Source organism: Streptomyces sp. NBC_01460, assembly GCF_036227405.1.
In the GTDB taxonomy this organism is placed as follows: Bacteria; Actinomycetota; Actinomycetes; order Streptomycetales; family Streptomycetaceae; genus Streptomyces.
In genome coordinates, this window is record NZ_CP109473.1 from 1623795 (window position 1) to 1641320 (window position 17526).

Sequence of the window (17526 nt, forward strand, 5' to 3'; positions counted from 1 at the left end):
CCTCAGTCCTTGGCCACGGCGCGCAGCCGGTCCATCACGTCGGCCCGCAGGTCGGCGGGCTCGCTCACGGTCACGTCGGGCCCGAACTCCACGAGCCAGGCGTCCAGGCCGTGTCCGTACGGGATCTCCAGCTCGTCCCAGCCGTCACCGAGGTCCCGTACCGATATCGCGCGGGAGCGCAGCGGGTAGCCGGACCCGGCGCGCAGCCTGATGCGGGCGGTCCTGGTGGCGGTCTCCCCCGCCCAGCTCTCGACGGTCTCGCGGACGGTGACGGCGTCGGGGACGGGGGCCGTGAAGGCCCCGGCGCGGGAGCGGACCCGGCCCGAGATCCGGGACAGCCGGAAGACCCGCTCGGCACCCCGGCCGCGGTCCCAGCCGGCCAGGTACCAGTGGCCACGCCAGCACTCGAGCGTCCAGGGCTCGACCTGACGCTGCTCCGGGCGGGCCGCGTTGCCCTTGCGGTAGTCGAAGGTGACCGGGCGGCGGTCACGGCAGGCGAGCATCAGGGGCTCGAAGGCGGCCTCGTGGACCGGGATACGGGGTTCGAGGGCGCTGTGCACCTCGTAGGCGTCCTCGGCCTCCGGCATGCCCGCGGCGCGCAGCTTCTGCAGGGCGCCGCTCGCGGCCCCGGCGAGCCGGGCCTGCTGCCAGACCTTGGCGGCGAGCCCGAGCGCCGCGGCCTCCTCGGCGTCCAGGGTGATGGGGGGCAGGCGGTTGCTGTCACGGCGCGCGAGGTACCCGGTGTCGCCGTCCAGGTTCTCCACGGTCTCGATGACCAGGCCGAGTTCGCGCAGATCGTCCTTGTCGCGCTCGAACATCCGGTTGAAGGACTCGTCGGAGCCCGCCTCCAGGTAGGCCTCGATGGACCCTCGGAGCTCACGCTTGCTGAGCGGGCGCCGGGTACCCAGCAGACACAGCGCCAGGTTCATCAGCCGTTCGGCCTTGGCAATCGCCATCGACGCCCTTTCTCGACGTGCTCTCCGACCGTCGACCGTACCGCCCCGGGGTGTCCGGACCAAAGCGAGGGCCCGTGCCTTGCGGCACGGGCCCTGACTGCGGTAGACGGCCGGATCAGACGCCGACGAGGTCGCAGACGAAGATCAGCGTCTCGCCCGGGGCGATGGCGCCGCCCGCACCGCGGTCGCCGTAGGCGAGGCGCGCGGGGATGGTCAGCTGGCGACGGCCGCCGACCTTCATGCCCTGGACGCCCTGGTCCCAGCCGGCGATGACCTGACCGGCACCGAGCTGGAAGCGCAGCGGGGTGCCACGGTTCCAGGAGGCGTCGAACTCCTCGCCGGTGGAGAAGGCCACACCGACGTAGTGCACGGAGACGGTCTGACCCGCCTGGGCCACCGGTCCGTCGCCCTCCCAGATTTCCTTGATCTCCAGGTCGGCCGGCGGCTCGCCACCCGGGAAGTCGATCTCGGGCTTCTCGATGCTCACTGAACTGCTCCTCTTGACTGTGAACGGGGCAACCGGGACAGTCTTACATCTTCGCCAGGAGGTCCACCGCGAAGACGAGCGTGGACTTGGCGGGGATGGACTGCTGAGCCTTGTCACCGAAGGCCTGGTCCGGCGGGATGACGAGCAGCACGCGGCTGCCGACCTTCTTGCCGACCAGACCGGTCTTGAGACCCTTGAGGGTGACCTGGGCCAGCGGGAAGGTCTGCGTCTTGCCCGTCTGGTAGGTGCTGTCGAAGGGCTTGCTGCCCTTCCAGAGCAGACCCACGTAGTTCACGACGACGCTGTCGGTCTCCTTGATGACCGCACCGTCGGACTCCAGGACGTAGTTGGAGACCAGCTTCTTCGGCGGATCGCTCTTGGGGATCGTGACGGACGGCGCCTTGCCGTCGGTCTTGGTACCGACCTTCGGCAGGTCGATGTCGTCCTGCGCGACCGGCGTGCCCTTGGCGGACGTGGGGATCTGGGTCGCCTTCACGACGTCGACGACGAAGACGAGGGTGGCGTTGGGCTTGATGTCGCCCTGCCCCTGCTCGCCGTAGCCGAGCTCCGGCGGGATGACCAGCTGGACGCGGCTGCCGACCTTCTGGCCGACCAGACCCTTGTCCCAGCCCTGGATGACCATGCCCGCCCCGAGCGTCAGATCGAAGGGCTGCTTGCGGTCGAAGCTGTTGTCGAACGGCTTGGTGGAGTCCCACGCCTGTCCGAGGTAGTTGACCTGGATCGCGTCGCCGTTCTTGAGCTTCGCGCCGTCACCCTCGCTGATGACATCGGTCTTCAGTTCCTTGGGGGGATCACCCTCCCCCTTGGCCAGGGTGGGCTTCTCACCGAATTTCGCTCCCGCGGTGATGGCGGGGTCGCCCTTGGGTGAAGCGGAGTCAGAGGCCTTGTCGTCGCCGCATGCCGCCGTGGACAGCAGCAGAAGGGGGACGACGAGAAGGCCGGCAAGTCGGCGCACGGGTTCCTCAGATCTCAGACGGCACGTGAATGGTCCCCCGACACTCTAGGCGGAGCGAAGGGCCCCGTACGAGGAACGTACGGGGCCCGGTCGCATACGGGGTGGGACGTCTCCGTCCCGGATCACATGCCCGCGATCAGCTTCTCCACCCGCTCGTCGACGGAACGGAAGGGGTCCTTGCACAGCACGGTGCGCTGCGCCTGGTCGTTGAGCTTGAGGTGGACCCAGTCGACGGTGAAGTCCCGTCGCTGCTCCTGGGCGCGGCGGATGAAATCGCCGCGCAGGCGCGCCCTGGTCGTCTGCGGGGGCACCGACTTGCCCTCGAAGATCTTCAGGTCGTTGCAGATGCGGGCGACCTGGCCCTTGCGTTCCAGGAGGTAGTAGAGCCCGCGCCGCCGGTGGATGTCGTGGTAGGCGAGGTCTATCTGAGCGACCCTCGGATTCGACATGGTCATGTTGTGCTTGGCCCGGTACCGCTCGATGAGCTTGTACTTCATGACCCAGTCGATCTCGGTGCCGATCCGGTCGAGGTCCTCGGCCTCGATGGCGTCCAGCGTGCGGCCCCACAGCTCGAGGACCTGGTCGACGGTGCCGGTGCGGATGCCGCGGCGCTCGACGAAGTCGACGGCCTTCTCGTAGTACTCGCGCTGGACCTCGATGGCCGAAGCCTCGCGGCCGCTGGCCAGGCGCACCTTCCGCTGGCCCGTGATGTCGTGGCTGACCTCGCGGATGGCCCGGATCGGGTTCTCCAGGGTCAGGTCGCGCATCACCGTGCCCGCCTCGATCATGCGCAGCACGAGGTCGGTGGCACCGACCTTGAGGAGCATGGTCGTCTCGGACATGTTGGAGTCACCGACGATGACGTGGAGGCGGCGGTACCGCTCCGCGTCGGCGTGCGGCTCGTCACGGGTGTTGATGATCGGACGGGAGCGCGTCGTCGCGGAACTGACGCCCTCCCAGATGTGCTCGGCCCGCTGGCTCACGCAGTAGACGGCTCCGCGGGGCGTCTGCAGCACCTTGCCGGCACCGCAGATGAGCTGACGGGTCACGAGGAACGGAATGAGGATGTCCGCGAGCCGGGAGAATTCCCCGTGCCGGGCCACGAGGTAGTTCTCGTGGCACCCGTAGGAGTTTCCGGCCGAGTCGGTGTTGTTCTTGAAGAGATAGACGTCGCCCGCGATTCCCTCCTCGTGCAGGCGGCGTTCGGCGTCGACGAGCAGGCCTTCGAGAATGCGCTCGCCCGCCTTGTCGTGCGTGACCAGCTCGGTCACGTTGTCGCATTCGGGTGTCGCGTATTCCGGATGCGATCCCACGTCGAGGTAGAGGCGGGCGCCGTTCCGCAGGAAGACATTGCTGCTGCGGCCCCATGACACAACACGGCGGAAGAGGTAGCGCGCCACTTCGTCAGGTGACAGTCGGCGCTGTCCCCTGAACGTGCACGTGACGCCGTACTCGTTCTCCAGCCCGAAAATGCGGCGGTCCATGACTGAACATTACGCCTTATGGCCTGAGCTGAAACCGGGTTCGGCGGCACCGTTTCGATCATTTTCCGAACCGGCCACGACCGCGGGCGTACGCCCGGGAGCTGCGAGGACCCTTCCGGTGGCCAGCAGGACCAGCAGGGCCGCCACTCCACCGGCCCCCGCGACGGCGAAACTCCACGCCGTGCCGCCGAGCTCGACGGCCGGGCCGGCCACCGCCGTTCCGGCCGCCGCGCCCACCCCGAAGGTCGTCACGAGCCAGGAGAACGCCTCGGTCACCGTGCCCCGCGGCGCGTGCCGGTCCACGACGATGAACGAGCACGCGATCGCCGGGGCCAGGAAGACCCCGGCGAGGGCCGCCAGCGCGGTCATGGCGGGCACACCGGGCGTCAGCATCAGCGGCAGATAGCCCAGCGCCAGCAGCGCGACGATGACCCGCAGCCTGCGCTCGGGCGCACCCGCCCACTGCCGCGCCCCGTACACCGCTCCGCCGATCAGCGCGCCGAGGCCGAGCGCGGCCATCAGCCAGCCGTACACGGACTCCCGTCCGTGGTCGTCGGCGTAGGCGACGCCGGCCACCGTGATCGAGCCGAGGGCGAGCCCGACGAAGAAGAAGGCACCCAGCAGGGCGAGCAGACCCCGGGAGCGCAGGGCGCCGAGCCAGTGGGCCTCGCGCGGCGCCGAGCGCCAGGTCCTGGAGGGCTCGGACAGGACGACGGACAGCGCCCCCAGCACCCCGATGGCGTTGATGACCAGGAGGGCGGCGGCGGGCGATCGGAGCGACACCAGGACCGTCACGAGGAGCGGTCCCACGGTGAACATGACCTCCTGGGCCACCGCGTCCATGGCGTACGCCCGGTGCACCCGGTCCTCCCTGCCGAGGACCGTCGGCCACAGGGCGCGCAGCCCGCCCTCCAGCGGGGGCGTGAACAGGCCGGCCACGACGACCGCCGCGTAGGCCGCGGGGAGCGGGCCGAGGCCCACCAGGGCCAGCGCGGCCATGCCGAGGGCGGAGACGACCGCCGCGGGGAGCTGGACGCGCGGCTGGCCGTACAGGTCCACGGCCCGGCCGAGCAGGGGCTGCCCCACCGCCGTGGCGAGGCCGTAGGCCGCCGCGAGAGCGCCGGCCAGGGTGTAGCTGCCGCCCTCGGCCCGGGTGAACAGCACGATCGCGATGTGGGCGGTGCCGTTCGGCAGCCGCCCCACGAGCGTCCCCGCCAGCAGCCGGGCGGCATGCCGCGTCCTGAGGATGTCCAGATATCCCGCGGCCATGTCCGCCCCTCTCCCCCGCCGGTGTCGCAGCCTCGGGGTTTTACGTATAACGTCGCTGGTCATACGTACCATGTGGGCAGGCCGGGAGTCCATCCCGCCGCATCCGACCGGCCCAGCACGGAGGCACGAGTGAGCAGCGCGCGGCAGCCCGCCCCACCCCGGCCCACCAGCCGTGACGTGGCACGGGCCGCGGACGTCTCGCAGGCCACGGTCTCGCTCGTGCTCGGCGGGAAATGGCAGGGCCGCGTGTCCGCCACGACCGCCGAACGGGTCCGCGACAGCGCCCGGGACCTCGACTACCGGCCGAATCTCGCCGCTCGCAGCCTCCGCATGGGCCGCACCCGCACGGCGCTCCTCGTCGTCCCCGCCCTCACCAACGAGTTCTTCGCACGGGTGTACACGGGCGCGGCGGCCGTCGCCGCGGAGCACGACTTCGGCGTGGTCCTCTACCCGTCCCCCGACGGCACCGGCCCCGCCAGGGACCCCTTCGCCTCGGCCCGTGCGGCGCTCGACGGGGTGATCGCCTCGTCCATGGCGGCGGACGCCCTGGGAGCCCTGAGGGGCGCGGAACTGCCACTGGTGATGCTGGACAGCGACCCCGGGGACCGCGGCGCCGCGGCGCGCGTCAATCTCGACATCGCGGACGGCATGCGCCAGGTGACGGACCATCTGCTGGGGCTGGGCCACCGCCGGATCGTGCACCTCGCGTCCGCCGTGGACACCTGGACCTTCGCGGTGCGCGCCAGGGCGCTGCGGGAAGCCGTGGGAGAGGTCCCCGGCACGGTCCTGCGCACCGTGACCGCCCCGCTGGACGTACGGTCGGGGCGCGAGGCGGCCGAGGCGGTCCTGGCCGCTCCCGGCCCCCTGCCTACGGCGATCGTCTGCGACGACGACATCCTGGCCGCCGGCGCCTGCAAGGCGGTGCGCCGACGGGGGCTGCGGGTGCCCGACGACATCTCGGTGACCGGCTTCGACGACCTGGCGCTCGCCACGGCCGTGGAACCCGAGCTCACCACGGTGCGCCTCCCGGCCGAACAGGTGGGCGAGCGGGGCATGACGGCGCTGCTCGACGTCCTGGAAGGCCGCCCGGCGGCCCACCACGACCTTCCGGTCACCCTGGTGGCACGCGGTTCCACCGCTCCCCCGCCCACCACGTGACGGAGCCTCCGGCCGCCGCGCGAGGCGGCCGGAGGCTCCGTCATGAGCTCTGCCCGGGGCTATTCCTTAGTGGTCTCGCCCGAAGCGCCGGAAGGACCGTCCGAGTCCTTCCCCGGGGTGTCGGTACCGGCGGCCGGGGTGCTGCCGCCCTCGGGCTCCTCGGTGTCGGACGGGGCGTCCGTCGGGGTGGCCCCCGCGCCGTCCGCGTCCAGCAGCCTGGTCAACTGCCGGCCGACGATCCGCTTGAACTTGCGCTGCTGCGGCCTCGTGCGGTCCAGGACCGCGACCTCGAGCCGCTCCGCGGGGATCTCCCGCTCGTTCCCGTTGGCCTCACGGGACAGCGCCTGCACGGCCAGCTTCAGTGCCTCCGCGAGCGACATCCCGTCACGGTGGCGCTGGTCGAGGAAGGTGCTGATCTGCTCGGCGTTCCCGCCGACCGCGACCGAGCCGTGCTCGTCCACGATGGACCCGTCGTGCGGCAGCCGGTAGATCTGGTCGCCCTCGGGTCCGGCCCCGACCTCGGCGACCACGAGCTCCACCTCGTACGGCTTCTCGGCCGCGCTGGAGAAGATGGTGCCGAGCGTCTGCGCGTAGACGTTGGCCAGGCCACGGGCCGTCACGTCGTCACGGTCGTAGGTGTACCCCCGCAGGTCGGCGTAGCGGACCCCGCCGATCCGGAGGTTCTCGTACTCGTTGTACTTGCCGGCGGCGGCGAAGCCGATCCGGTCGTAGATCTCGCTGAACTTGTGCAGCGCGCGGGACGGGTTCTCGCCGACGAACACAATGCCGTCGGCGAACTGCAGCACAACCAGGCTGCGACCACGGGCGATGCCCTTCCGGGCGTATTCCGCCCGGTCGGCCATGGCCTGCTGGGGTGAGACATAGAACGGCGTCGACACCGGCTATCCGTCCCTTTCTGTCAGTGACGAGTGCATCGGAGAGGCATCGGACCGGTCAGAGCAGCGCGGCACGGGGGCCGTCGGGCTGCTCGAGCCGGCGCTCCAGGATCGCGCGCGCGATCTCCGAGGATTCCGCGTCGTCCAGCCTGCGGAAGCCCTCGTCGGTGATGACGGTGACGATCGGGTAGATCCGGCGGGCCACGTCCGGGCCACCGGTCGCCGAGTCGTCGTCGGCGGCGTCGTAGAGCGCCTGCACGACCAGGGTGAGCGTCTGCTCCTCCGTCAGGTCGTCGCGGAACAGCTTCTTCATCGACCCGCGTGCGAAGACCGAGCCGGAGCCGGTGGCCGCGTAGCCGCGCTCCTCGGAACGGCCACCGGTGACGTCGTACGAGAAGATCCGGCCCTTCTCGCGGTCGACGTCGTACCCGGCGAACAGCGGGACGACCGCCAGACCCTGCATGGCCATCGCCAAATTGCTGCGGATCATCGTGGAGAGGCGGTTGGCCTTGCCCTCGAGGGAGAGCGTGGCCCCCTCGACCTTCTCGAAGTGCTCCAGTTCCAGCTGGAACAGCTTGACCATCTCCACGGCGAGCCCCGCCGTGCCGGCGATGCCCACCGCCGAGTACTCGTCGGCCGGGAACACCTTCTCGATGTCGCGCTGCGCGATCATGTTCCCCATGGTCGCCCGCCGGTCACCGGCGAGCACCACTCCACCGGGGAACGAGGCCGCGACGATGGTCGTGCCGTGCGGCGCCTCGATGGCGCCCTGCAGCGGCGGCAGGCTGCGGTTGCCGGGAAGGATCTCGGGTGAGTGGTCGGACAGGAAGTCCATGAACGACGACGAACCCGGCGTCAGGAAGGCAGCTGGTAGACGCCCGGTGCTACGAGTGTTGGCTTCCACGCGTTTCCCTCCAGGTATGCGATGGCCCTGCGCAAGGAGTCAGGATCATCCCCCAACTTGCCGATGGCCGAATTGCAGTTGAAGCAGTACGCCACGGACCCTACCCGCCCTGTGACGGTGATCAACATGATCCCGGGACCAGAAGCGTTTCCGTGGGATGCCCCGGTGTGGCCGGGGCATCCCACGGAAGGCGCCGGCCGACTGAGCCGACTCGTCGGCGAGCGGTCCGGACCGGATCTCCGGGCTGTTACTCGCCGCCCTTTTGAACAAATGATCGAACGAAGTCCTCGGCATTGGACTCGAGTACGTCGTCGATCTCGTCGAGGACGTCGTCCACGTCGTCGCTGAGCTTCTCCTGCCGCTCCGCGAGGTCCTCGGACGCCTGCGCCTCCTGCGCCTGCTCCTCGGTCTCCTCGGTGGAACGCGTCGCCTTCTGCTGTCCGCCGCCGGTGTCCTTGGTCGCCATATAGCTCACCCCGCTCGGTTCGAAGCACTTGATCAGACCCTACCTACGGGGTCCGACATTGGCCCGGTACTTTCCTCAACGTCCGGAGGTCATCTGATTGATTCCCAGCCGGAGCGCCTTTCAGCCCCCCGTGAGCGTCCGGACCAGCTCTTCCGCTGTGCGGCAGCGGTCCAGGAGCCCCTCGACGTGAGCACGTGTACCGCGCAACGGTTCCATCGTGGGCACCCGCTGCAGCGAGTCACGGTCGGGCAGGTCGAAGATGACCGAGTCCCAGGAGGCCGCGGCCACGTCGTCCGCGTACTGCTCCAGGCAGCGGCCCCGGAAATAGGCCCTGGTGTCCTCGGGCGGCTTCGTACGGGCCCGCTCGACGTCGCTCTCGTCGAGCAGCCGCTTGATCTTCCCGCGGGCCGCCAGACGGTTGTACAGGCCCTTGTCGGCCCGCACGTCGGCGTACTGGAGGTCCACGAGGTGCAGGCGCGGGGCGTCCCAGTCCAGGCCGTCACGGCGCCTGTAGCCCTCCATGAGCTCCCGCTTGGCGATCCAGTCCAGCTCGCCCGACAGGCTCATCGGATCGTTCTCCAGGCGGTTCAGGGTGTCCTCCCAGCGCGCCAGGACGTCCTTGGTCTGCTCGTCGGCGTCCGCCCCGTACCGCTCCTCGACGTATTTGCGGCCCAGCTCGAAGTACTCCATCTGGAGCTGCACCGCGGTGAGTGTCCGGCCGCTACGGAGCGTGACCAGCTGCTTGAGCGTCGGGTCGTGGGAGACCTGGTGCAGGGTACGGACGGGCTGGTCGACGGCCAGGTCGACCTTGATGAAGCCGTCCTCGATCATGGCCAGGACCAGCGAGGTGGTGCCGAGCTTCAGGTAGGTCGAGATCTCGGAGAGGTTCGCGTCGCCGATGATCACGTGCAGCCTGCGGTACTTCTCGGCGTCGGAGTGCGGTTCGTCGCGGGTGTTGATGATGGGGCGCTTGAGCGTGGTCTCGAGGCCGACCTCGACCTCGAAGTAGTCGGCGCGCTGGCTGATCTGGAAGCCGTGCTCATGGCCGTCCTGGCCGATGCCGACGCGGCCGGCGCCGGTCACGACCTGGCGGGAGACGAAGAACGGCGTCAGGTGGCGCACGATGTCCGAGAAGGGGGTCTCCCGCTTCATCAGGTAGTTCTCGTGCGTGCCGTAGGACGCGCCCTTGTTGTCGGTGTTGTTCTTGTAGAGGTGGATCGGCTGGGCGCCCGGGATCGCGGCGGCCCGTTCCGCCGCTTCCGCCATCACCCGCTCGCCGGCCTTGTCCCAGAGCACCGCGTCCAGCGGGTTGGTGATCTCCGGTGAGCTGTATTCGGGGTGCGCGTGGTCGACGTACAGCCGCGCACCGTTCGTGAGGATGACATTGGCCAGGCCGATGTCCTCGTCGGTGAGCTGGCTGGAGTCCGCGGTCTCACGGGCGAGGTCGAAGCCTCGCGCGTCGCGCAGCGGATTCTCCTCCTCGAAATCCCAGCGGGCGCGGCGCGCCCGGTGCATCGCCGCCGCGTAGGCGTTGACGATCTGGGACGAGGTGAGCATGGCATTGGCGTTGGGTTGACCGGGAACGGAGATCCCGTACTCCGTCTCGATGCCCATTACTCGCCGTACGGTCATGCGGCCCTCCTTGCCCGGCGTCGCTCCCGTCCGGGAGCGACGCTCAAGTACCGCTGCTGGTCCGCGGTGCCCGTCCCCTGCACTGCGCGACTCGGCGGTACGGCAGAGCCTAGAGCGCCTCCGCGCCGGTGGGGAGATCAATTACGTCATTGTTCGGGTGTGTGGCCGGACCTGCCGGGAAAACGGCCGGCTGCGGATACCCTGCCGGGCATCCGCAGCCGGTCTGCGATTTACAGGTACTGTCCGGTATTCGCCACCGTGTCGATGGAGCGACCGGTGTCCGCGCCCTGCTTTCCGGTGACGAGCGTGCGGATGAAGACGATCCGCTCACCCTTCTTTCCGGAAATCCTGGCCCAGTCGTCCGGGTTCGTGGTGTTGGGCAGGTCCTCGTTCTCCTTGAACTCGTCCACGCACGCCTGGAGGAGATGGGAGACGCGCAGGCCCTTCTGGCCCTGCTCGAGGAATGCCTTGATGGCCATTTTCTTTGCCCGGTCCACGATGTTCTGAATCATCGCTCCGGAGTTGAAGTCCTTGAAGTACAGGACTTCCTTGTCACCGTTGGCGTAGGTGACCTCGAGGAAGCGGTTCTCCTCCGATTCGGTGTACATCCGCTCCACGACGGACTGGATCATCGCGTGGGCGGCGGCCTCCCTCGATCCGGTGTGCTCGGCCAGGTCGTCCGAGTGCAGCGGCAGCGAGGGCGTGAGGTACTTCGCGAAGATGTCCTTCGCCGCCTCCGCGTCCGGACGCTCGATCTTGATCTTCACATCGAGACGGCCGGGCCGCAGGATCGCGGGGTCGATCATGTCCTCACGGTTGGAGGCACCGATGACGATGACGTTCTCCAGGCCCTCCACACCGTCGATCTCGGCGAGCAGCTGGGGGACGATGGTGTTCTCCACGTCCGAGCTGACACCGGAACCACGGGTGCGGAAGAGGGATTCCATCTCGTCGAAGAAGACGATGACGGGGGTGCCCTCGCTCGCCTTCTCCCGGGCACGCTGGAAGACCAGACGGATGTGCCGCTCGGTCTCACCGACGTACTTGTTGAGGAGCTCGGGGCCCTTGATATTGAGGAAGTAGCTCTTCCCCGCGGGCTGTCCGGTGACCTCGGCGACCTTCTTGGCCAGCGAGTTGGCGACGGCCTTGGCAATCAGGGTCTTGCCGCAGCCCGGAGGGCCGTAGAGCAGGATGCCCTTCGGCGGACGCAGTTCGTGCTCCTTGAAGAGGTCCGGATGGAGGTACGGGAGCTCGACCGCGTCGCGGATCAGTTCGATCTGGTCGCCCAGACCGCCGATCTTGTTGTAGTCGATGTCCGGGACCTCTTCGAGAACGAGTTCCTCGACCTCGCTCTTGGGGACCACTTCGTAGACGTAGCCGGACCTGGGTTCGAGCAGGAGGGCGTCGCCGGGACGGATGGTGATGTCCAGGAGCGGCTCGGCGAGCCTCACCACCCGTTCCTCGTCGGTGTGCCCGACGACCAGGGCGCGCTCGCCGTCCTCGAGGATCTCCTTGAGGGTGACGATGTCCCCGGCCCGCTCGAATTCCATGGCCTCGACCACGTTGAGCGCCTCGTTGAGCATGACTTCCTGGCCTCGCCGGAGGCCTTCGAGCTCGACGCTGGGGCTGACGTTCACCCGGAGCTTGCGGCCCCCGGTGAAGATGTCGCAGGTGTCGTCCTCGTTGGCCTGCAGGAAGACACCGAAGCCGGCCGGCGGCTGTGCGAGCCGGTCGACCTCCTCCTTGAGGGCCACGATCTGGTCGCGGGCCTCCCGGAGCGTGTTGGCGAGCCGCTCGTTCTGCGCGGACACGCCTGCCAGGTTGGTCTGCAACTCGACGATCCGCTCTTCGAGAATCCTCGTATGACGCGGAGAGTCGGCGAGCTTACGTCGCAGGACGGCGATTTCCTGCTCGAGATAGGCAACCTGGCCGGCTGGGTCTTCTGACCCCCGCCCGGGCCGGATGCCGCGGTTGATGTCGTCGTCGTGGGCTGCCACGGTCCTCACCTCCTCCAAGGGGAGCTGGACGCTTCCTGACCCTACCTGGGTGGGTGATGATTGAAACCCCTAGATCACAAAGACCCGGGAGTGTGTCCGATCTTCACCCTTGCGCTCTCCCTCACGCCAAGGGAATACCCACCCTTCGGCACCGGAAAGCAGCCGGTTGTATCGTCGAAGCGTTCAACACCCGTCAGGGCTGGCTTCAATTGGTGCAGATACGCAGGGAACGGCAGGACACATGACCGTGCAGCAGGACGCTCCGGGCGACAGCGACACGCAGGATCTCGAGGTCTGGATCGACCAGGATCTCTGTACGGGCGACGGCATCTGCGTGCAGTACGCACCTGAGGTGTTCGAGCTGGACATCGACGGTCTCGCCTATGTGAAGAGCTCCGAGGACGAGCTCCTCCAGGACAAGGGCGCCACCACCCCGGTGCCGTTGCCCCTCCTCCAGGACGTGGTGGATTCGGCCAAGGAATGCCCGGGCGACTGCATCCATGTACGTCGCGTTTCGGACAACGTGGAAGTCTTCGGGCCGGACGCGGCGTGACGGCCGCGGGTGGGGCCGAAGGTGCTCAGACGCCCTGTGCCGTGCTCCCGGCGGGACCGACGGTCTTGATGAAGGCGTCGCCCTTCCACTGCCAGGCGGCGTTCTCCAGCTCGTCGGGGCAGCAGCGTGGCACGTCGGCCGAGGAGTAGCCGAGCAGCGTGGCCGAGATCTTTCCGTCCCGGACGGTGAAGTCGGTGACGTTGAGCTGCTGAGCGGGGTCCACCAGGGTCGCCACGACCCTGGGTGCGGCCCCGCTCTGCTGCGTCACGACGTAGATGCCGCTGGGCGGGGTGCCGGACCCCGCGGCGCAGCGGACGACGGCCACGGTCTCGGGCCCGCCGTCCCCGTCGAGGTCGCCGTGGGCGCTGTCGGCCACGGTCCGCCCCGCGGCGCCGCAGTCGAGCGGGAAGGTGACTCCGGCCGGATCGGGGGCCGCCGCCGCGGGCACCCCGCTGTGGGGTGCGGTCACGTGGTGTTCGGACGCCGAGGCCGTGGCGGTGGCCGCTTCGGGCTGGAGCAGCCCCGCGGCGGCGACGACCGCGGCCATCGCCGTCGCCGTGGCGAGCCAGTGCACCGGCTTGGCGTCGGTGTGCGCGAGGTCCGGGAGCGCGGAGGTCTGCACGCGGTATGTCTCCTGTGGTTCCTGGAGCCTGGATAGGCGGTGCCGAGCGGACGTCGGCGGGCGGGGGGTGGCCAGCATCGTGCCACACCTCACACCCGAGGGGAACGCCGGGGTGCGTGCGGGCAGCGGAAAGGCGCCGCCGCCGGGCTCCCGGGTCGGTCCGGGAACTCGGCGACGGCGCCTGCTCGTTGCGCGACGTCAGTCGCGGGGGGCGGATCCGCTCCGGCTGCCGGGACCGTCGTAGTCGTCGCCGTAGGCGCCCTTGGAGGGGCGGCGGCGGCGCGGCGGCGGCGTGACGCCGTCCGCGAGACGGCGGGCGGTGACGAGGAAGCCGGTGTGGCCGATCATCCGGTGGTCGGGCCGGACGGCCAGACCCTCGACGTGCCAGTTGCGGATCATCGACTCCCAGGGCTGCGGCTCGGCGAAGCAGCCGATCTCGCGGATGGACTCGACGGTCCGCGAGAGCTGGGTCGTGGTCGCGACGTACGCACAGAGGATGCCGCCGGGCACCAGGGCCTTGGACACGGCCTCGAGGCACTCCCACGGGGCGAGCATGTCGAGGACGACGCGGTCGACGTCGGTGTCCGAGAGGTTGTCCTGGAGGTCGCCGACGGTGAGCTGCCAGGCGGGGTGCGGGGAGCCGAAGTAGCGCTCGACGTTCTGCTGGGCGATCTCGGCGAAGTCCTCGCGGCGCTCGTAGGAGTGCAGCATGCCCTGCTCGCCGATGGCGCGCAGCAGGAAGGTGCTGAGCGCACCCGAGCCGACGCCGGCTTCGACGACGCGCGCGCCGGGGAAGATGTCACCGAAGGCGAGGATCTGGCCCGCGTCCTTCGGGTAGACCACGGCGGCACCGCGGGGCATGGACAGGACGTAGTCGGGGAGCAGGGGGCGCAGCGCGAGGTAGGCGACGTTTCCCGTGGTACGGACAACACTGCCCTCGGGAGCACCGATCAGCTCGTCGTGCGGGAAAGAACCCTTGTGGGTGTGGAAGTTCTTTCCGGCTTCGAGCGTGAAGGTGTAGTGGCGTCCCTTGGGGTCGGTGAGCTGGACCTGGTCCCCGACTGTGAATGGGCCGCGACGGCGGGCGGCACCGGTCGGTTCGGACATGTGACCAGCCTACCGGTATTTCGGGGGCCGCTTTCCGGGGTGTCAGGCCGACGGGCGGGCCATGGCCTTGACGAAGGCGCGCTCGACGTCGGCGGTGGAGAGGACGCCGTAGATCTCGCCGGTGTCCTCGACGACCAGGTACTCGGTCGCGGGGGTCGCCTTCAGCCGGTCCAGGAGTGCCTCACCCGCGAGTTCGGCGGGGACCTTCATACCCTCGGTGAGGTCCTGGGCGAGACCGCTGACGGCCACCCAGGGCCTGCGGTGCTCCGGGACGCCGACGATGGCCGCCTCCCGCACCACGCCCTTGGGGCTGCCGTGTCCGTCGACGACGACCAGCGCGCGGGCGCCCGCCTCGTTGGCGCGCCGCAGCGCCTCGGAGAGCGGGGTGGCGGACTCGACGGGCACGGCGCGCCGGGTGAGGGTGCGGGCCCGCAGGTCGGGGAGGTGTTCGCGGAGGCGCGCCATCCGCAGACTGTTGCCGGCGCCGGTCCAGATGATCCCGGCGAGGATCGCGGCGAGCAGGGCGTCGGTGACGGTCTCCACGCCGCTGATCTCGGTGGTGGCGTTGCCGAGGGCGCCGGTGTGGGTGAGGAGGGGCAGCCCGATGAGGACGGTGACGGCCAGGCCGCGGCCGACCCATGCGGCCGCGACGGTGCCGCTCATGGGCTTGCCCGTGATCTTCCAGACGACGGCGCGGAGCATGCGTCCGCCGTCCAGCGGCAGGCCGGGCAGGAGGTTGAAGGCCGCGACGATGAGGTTGGAGATCATCAGTCCGGCGAGGAGCACGCCGGGGACGGTGCCCGCCTCGACGAACTGGAGCGGGACGTAGAAGAGGCCGCCGAGCACGAGGGAGAGCAGGGGTCCGACGAAGGCGAGGACGAACTCGCGGCCGGGGGTCTCGGACTCCTTCTCGATCTCGGAGACGCCGCCGAAGAACTGGAGCTGGATGCGGCGCACCGGCAGCTTGTAGCGCAGGGCGGCGACGGTGTGGGCCAGCTCGTGGACCAGTACGGAGGCGTAGAAGGCGATCGCGAAGAAGAGCGCGACCAGGTAGCGGACGCCTCCGAGCTCCGGCAGGACGCGGTCGAGCTGACCGCCGAAGACCCAGGTGATCAGAGCCGCGACGACGAACCAGCTGGGTGCCACGTACACCGGCACACCGAAGGGACGGCCCATGAGGAGGCCGCCGCCGGGCTCCGCCGGGCGTCGCGGTTTGCCCTTCTTCGGTCCGGTGCCGGGGTCCGTGCCCCCTGCGCCGGGCTGCGGGCGCCCGCTGTCGCCGCTCTCGTCCACGGGGTCCCTCCGGTCGGTGGCTTCTGCCACGATCATGCTGTGTGCGAGCTCTGTCGTCGATGGTATGCCGCTGGGTGTCGGTGGCGGGCCGTAGGGTCTTCGGCATGACGTCCGTACCGCGCCCGCCTCAGCCACCCTCGTCCCTGTCGCCCTCGCGCGCGAACGATTTCATGCAGTGCCCTCTGTTGTACCGCTTCCGGGTGATCGACAGGCTGCCCGAGAAGCCCAGTGAGGCTGCTACCCGGGGCACGCTGGTGCATGCGGTGCTGGAGCGGCTGTTCGACGCCCCCGCGGCGGACCGTACGGCGCCCAGGGCGAAGGCCCTGATCCCCGGTCAGTGGGACCGGCTGCTCGAGTCGAAGCCCGAGCTCACGGAGCTGTTCGAGGGGGATCCCGAGGGGGAGCGGCTCGCGGGGTGGCTGGGCGAGGCGGAGCGGCTCGTGGAGCGGTGGTTCTCGCTGGAGGACCCGACCCGCCTGGAGCCGGCCGAGCGGGAGCTGTTCGTCGAGACGGAGCTGGATTCGGGGCTGCGGCTGCGCGGGGTGATCGACCGCGTCGACGTGGCGCCGACGGGCGAGGTCCGCATCGTGGACTACAAGACGGGCAAGGCCCCGCGCCCGGAGTACGCCGAGGGCGCCCTGTTCCAGATGAAGTTCTACGCCTTGGTGGTGTGGCGCCTGAGGAACGTGGTGCCGCGCCGGCTCCAGCTGGTCTATCTCGGCAGCGGGGACGTGCTGACGTACGACCCCGTTCCCGCCGACCTCGAGCGGGTGGAGCGCAAGCTGCTCGCGCTGTGGGAGGCGATCCGGCTCGCCACCGAGACGGGCGAGTGGCGGCCCCGGCCGACGAAGCTGTGCGGCTGGTGCGACCACCGGGCGGTCTGTCCGGAGTTCGGCGGGACTCCCCCGGTCTATCCGCTGTCCGTGCGCCCGGCCGAACCGGTGGAGGCTGTGCAGGGCAGAATGGAGCCGGCCCGGTCCGAGGCCGGCCTACCGGTGGCCCTCGAGGGCCCTTAAGGAGATCACGTGGCTATCCGCGTCCTGCTCGTCGACGATCAGCCGCTGCTGCGCACCGGCTTCCGGATGATCCTGGAGGCGGAAGGCGATCTCGCGGTGGTCGGTGAGGCCGGTGACGGTCTGCAGGCCATCGACCAGGTGCGGGCGCTGCAGCCCGATGTCGTCCTCATGGACATCCGGATGCCCCGGATGGACGGGGTCGAGGCGACCCGCCAGATCACGGGCCCCGGCAGGGACGGACCGGCGAAGGTCCTGGTGCTGACGACGTTCGACCTCGACGAGTACGTGGTGGAGGCGCTGCGCGCCGGTGCCAGCGGCTTCCTCCTGAAGGACGCGCCGGCCGACGAGCTGGTGCAGGCCATCCGGGTGGTGGCCGCGGGCGAGGCCATGCTGGCGCCGAGCATCACGCGCCGGCTGCTCGACAAGTACGCCGACCACCTGCCGTCGGGCGAGGAGCCCGTTCCGGACGCCCTGCACACCCTCACCGAGCGTGAGCTGGAGGTGCTGAAGCTGGTGGCGCGCGGTCTGTCGAACGCGGAGATCGCGGCCGATCTGTTCGTGAGCGAGACGACGGTCAAGACGCATGTGGGGCACGTGCTGACGAAGCTGGGTCTGCGCGACCGTGTGCAGGCGGCCGTCTACGCGTACGAGAGCGGGCTGGTGCGTCCCGGCGCCCAGTGAGACCGGGCGAGGGACGAGAACCGGCGCGG

17 protein-coding genes and 1 pseudogene are annotated in these 17526 nt (G+C 69.7%); 4 read left to right on the plus strand and 14 right to left on the minus strand.

The genetic code is table 11. From position 1 onward, the window contains the following. Positions 1-2: 2 nt before the first annotated feature. The 5 genes from OG488_RS07200 to OG488_RS07220 form a co-directional block, all read right to left on the minus strand. Positions 3-956, minus strand: coding sequence for a helix-turn-helix transcriptional regulator (locus OG488_RS07200; protein WP_329226977.1), 954 nt, complete (start codon positions 954-956; stop codon positions 3-5). Between the two features lie 115 nt (positions 957-1071). After that, positions 1072-1443: an FKBP-type peptidyl-prolyl cis-trans isomerase gene (locus OG488_RS07205; RefSeq protein ID WP_329226979.1), complete on the minus strand. Its 372-nt coding sequence runs from the start codon at positions 1441-1443 to the stop codon at positions 1072-1074. A 43-nt stretch (positions 1444-1486) separates the two neighbouring features. Next, on the minus strand, positions 1487-2419 hold the full coding sequence (locus OG488_RS07210) for an FKBP-type peptidyl-prolyl cis-trans isomerase (protein WP_329226981.1): 933 nt from the start codon (positions 2417-2419) through the stop codon (positions 1487-1489). Between the two features lie 122 nt (positions 2420-2541). Further along, complete coding sequence (pafA, locus tag OG488_RS07215) at positions 2542-3903, minus strand: Pup--protein ligase (RefSeq protein ID WP_329226983.1); 1362 nt, start codon at positions 3901-3903, stop codon at positions 2542-2544. A 9-nt stretch (positions 3904-3912) separates the two neighbouring features. Continuing rightward, positions 3913-5172 (minus strand): MFS transporter, encoded by a 1260-nt coding sequence (locus OG488_RS07220; RefSeq protein WP_329226984.1) that lies wholly within the window; start codon positions 5170-5172, stop codon positions 3913-3915. Between the two features lie 129 nt (positions 5173-5301). On the opposite strand from OG488_RS07220, the gene OG488_RS07225 reads away from it, so the two are divergent. After that, positions 5302-6330 (plus strand): LacI family DNA-binding transcriptional regulator, encoded by a 1029-nt coding sequence (locus OG488_RS07225; RefSeq protein WP_329226986.1) that lies wholly within the window; start codon positions 5302-5304, stop codon positions 6328-6330. Between the two features lie 59 nt (positions 6331-6389). On the opposite strand, the gene prcA is transcribed toward OG488_RS07225, so the two are convergent. From prcA to arc, 6 genes and pseudogenes are all read right to left on the minus strand, one after another. Further along, complete coding sequence (gene prcA, locus OG488_RS07230) at positions 6390-7229, minus strand: proteasome subunit alpha (RefSeq protein ID WP_329226987.1); 840 nt, start codon at positions 7227-7229, stop codon at positions 6390-6392. 55 nt (positions 7230-7284) lie between these two features. Then, a complete protein-coding gene (gene prcB / locus OG488_RS07235) occupies positions 7285-8130 on the minus strand; it encodes a proteasome subunit beta (RefSeq protein WP_329226989.1) in 846 nt (281 codons plus the stop codon). Beyond that, positions 8082-8259 (minus strand): annotated as a pseudogene (locus OG488_RS07240) (endonuclease domain-containing protein); the annotation flags it as partial. The gene prcB and the pseudogene OG488_RS07240, both read right to left, overlap by 49 nt. Before the next feature lie 118 nt (positions 8260-8377). Continuing rightward, on the minus strand, positions 8378-8596 hold the full coding sequence (locus tag OG488_RS07245) for a ubiquitin-like protein Pup (protein WP_073751996.1): 219 nt from the start codon (positions 8594-8596) through the stop codon (positions 8378-8380). A 120-nt stretch (positions 8597-8716) separates the two neighbouring features. Next, on the minus strand, positions 8717-10228 hold the full coding sequence (gene dop, locus OG488_RS07250) for a depupylase/deamidase Dop (RefSeq protein ID WP_329226992.1): 1512 nt from the start codon (positions 10226-10228) through the stop codon (positions 8717-8719). A gap of 230 nt (positions 10229-10458) precedes the next feature. Beyond that, positions 10459-12225 (minus strand): proteasome ATPase, encoded by a 1767-nt coding sequence (arc, locus tag OG488_RS07255; protein ID WP_329226993.1) that lies wholly within the window; start codon positions 12223-12225, stop codon positions 10459-10461. A 241-nt stretch (positions 12226-12466) separates the two neighbouring features. Between arc and OG488_RS07260 the strand changes: the two genes are divergently transcribed. Continuing rightward, positions 12467-12778 carry a ferredoxin gene (locus OG488_RS07260; RefSeq protein ID WP_329226995.1) on the plus strand — a complete coding sequence of 104 codons (312 nt, stop codon included), beginning with the start codon at positions 12467-12469 and terminating at the stop codon, positions 12776-12778. Between the two features lie 25 nt (positions 12779-12803). Here OG488_RS07260 and OG488_RS07265 read toward each other — a convergent pair whose 3' ends face one another. The 3 genes from OG488_RS07265 to OG488_RS07275 form a co-directional block, all read right to left on the minus strand. After that, entirely contained in the window at positions 12804-13400 is a 597-nt protein-coding gene (locus OG488_RS07265) for a hypothetical protein (RefSeq protein ID WP_329226997.1), read from the minus strand. Positions 13401-13598: 198 nt separating this feature from the next. After that, positions 13599-14507 (minus strand): tRNA (adenine-N1)-methyltransferase, encoded by a 909-nt coding sequence (locus OG488_RS07270; protein WP_329226998.1) that lies wholly within the window; start codon positions 14505-14507, stop codon positions 13599-13601. Positions 14508-14549: 42 nt separating this feature from the next. After that, positions 14550-15800 (minus strand): site-2 protease family protein, encoded by a 1251-nt coding sequence (locus OG488_RS07275; protein ID WP_329238487.1) that lies wholly within the window; start codon positions 15798-15800, stop codon positions 14550-14552. A gap of 170 nt (positions 15801-15970) precedes the next feature. Between OG488_RS07275 and OG488_RS07280 the strand changes: the two genes are divergently transcribed. Together OG488_RS07280 and OG488_RS07285 are read left to right on the plus strand one after the other, a co-directional pair. Beyond that, positions 15971-16816 carry a RecB family exonuclease gene (locus OG488_RS07280; RefSeq protein ID WP_329238489.1) on the plus strand — a complete coding sequence of 282 codons (846 nt, stop codon included), beginning with the start codon at positions 15971-15973 and terminating at the stop codon, positions 16814-16816. Positions 16817-16825: 9 nt separating this feature from the next. Further along, the gene (locus tag OG488_RS07285) at positions 16826-17497 is read left to right on the plus strand and encodes a response regulator transcription factor (RefSeq protein ID WP_329227000.1); all 672 of its coding nucleotides are present in this window, start codon (positions 16826-16828) and stop codon (positions 17495-17497) included. The last annotated feature ends 29 nt before the right edge of the window (positions 17498-17526 follow it).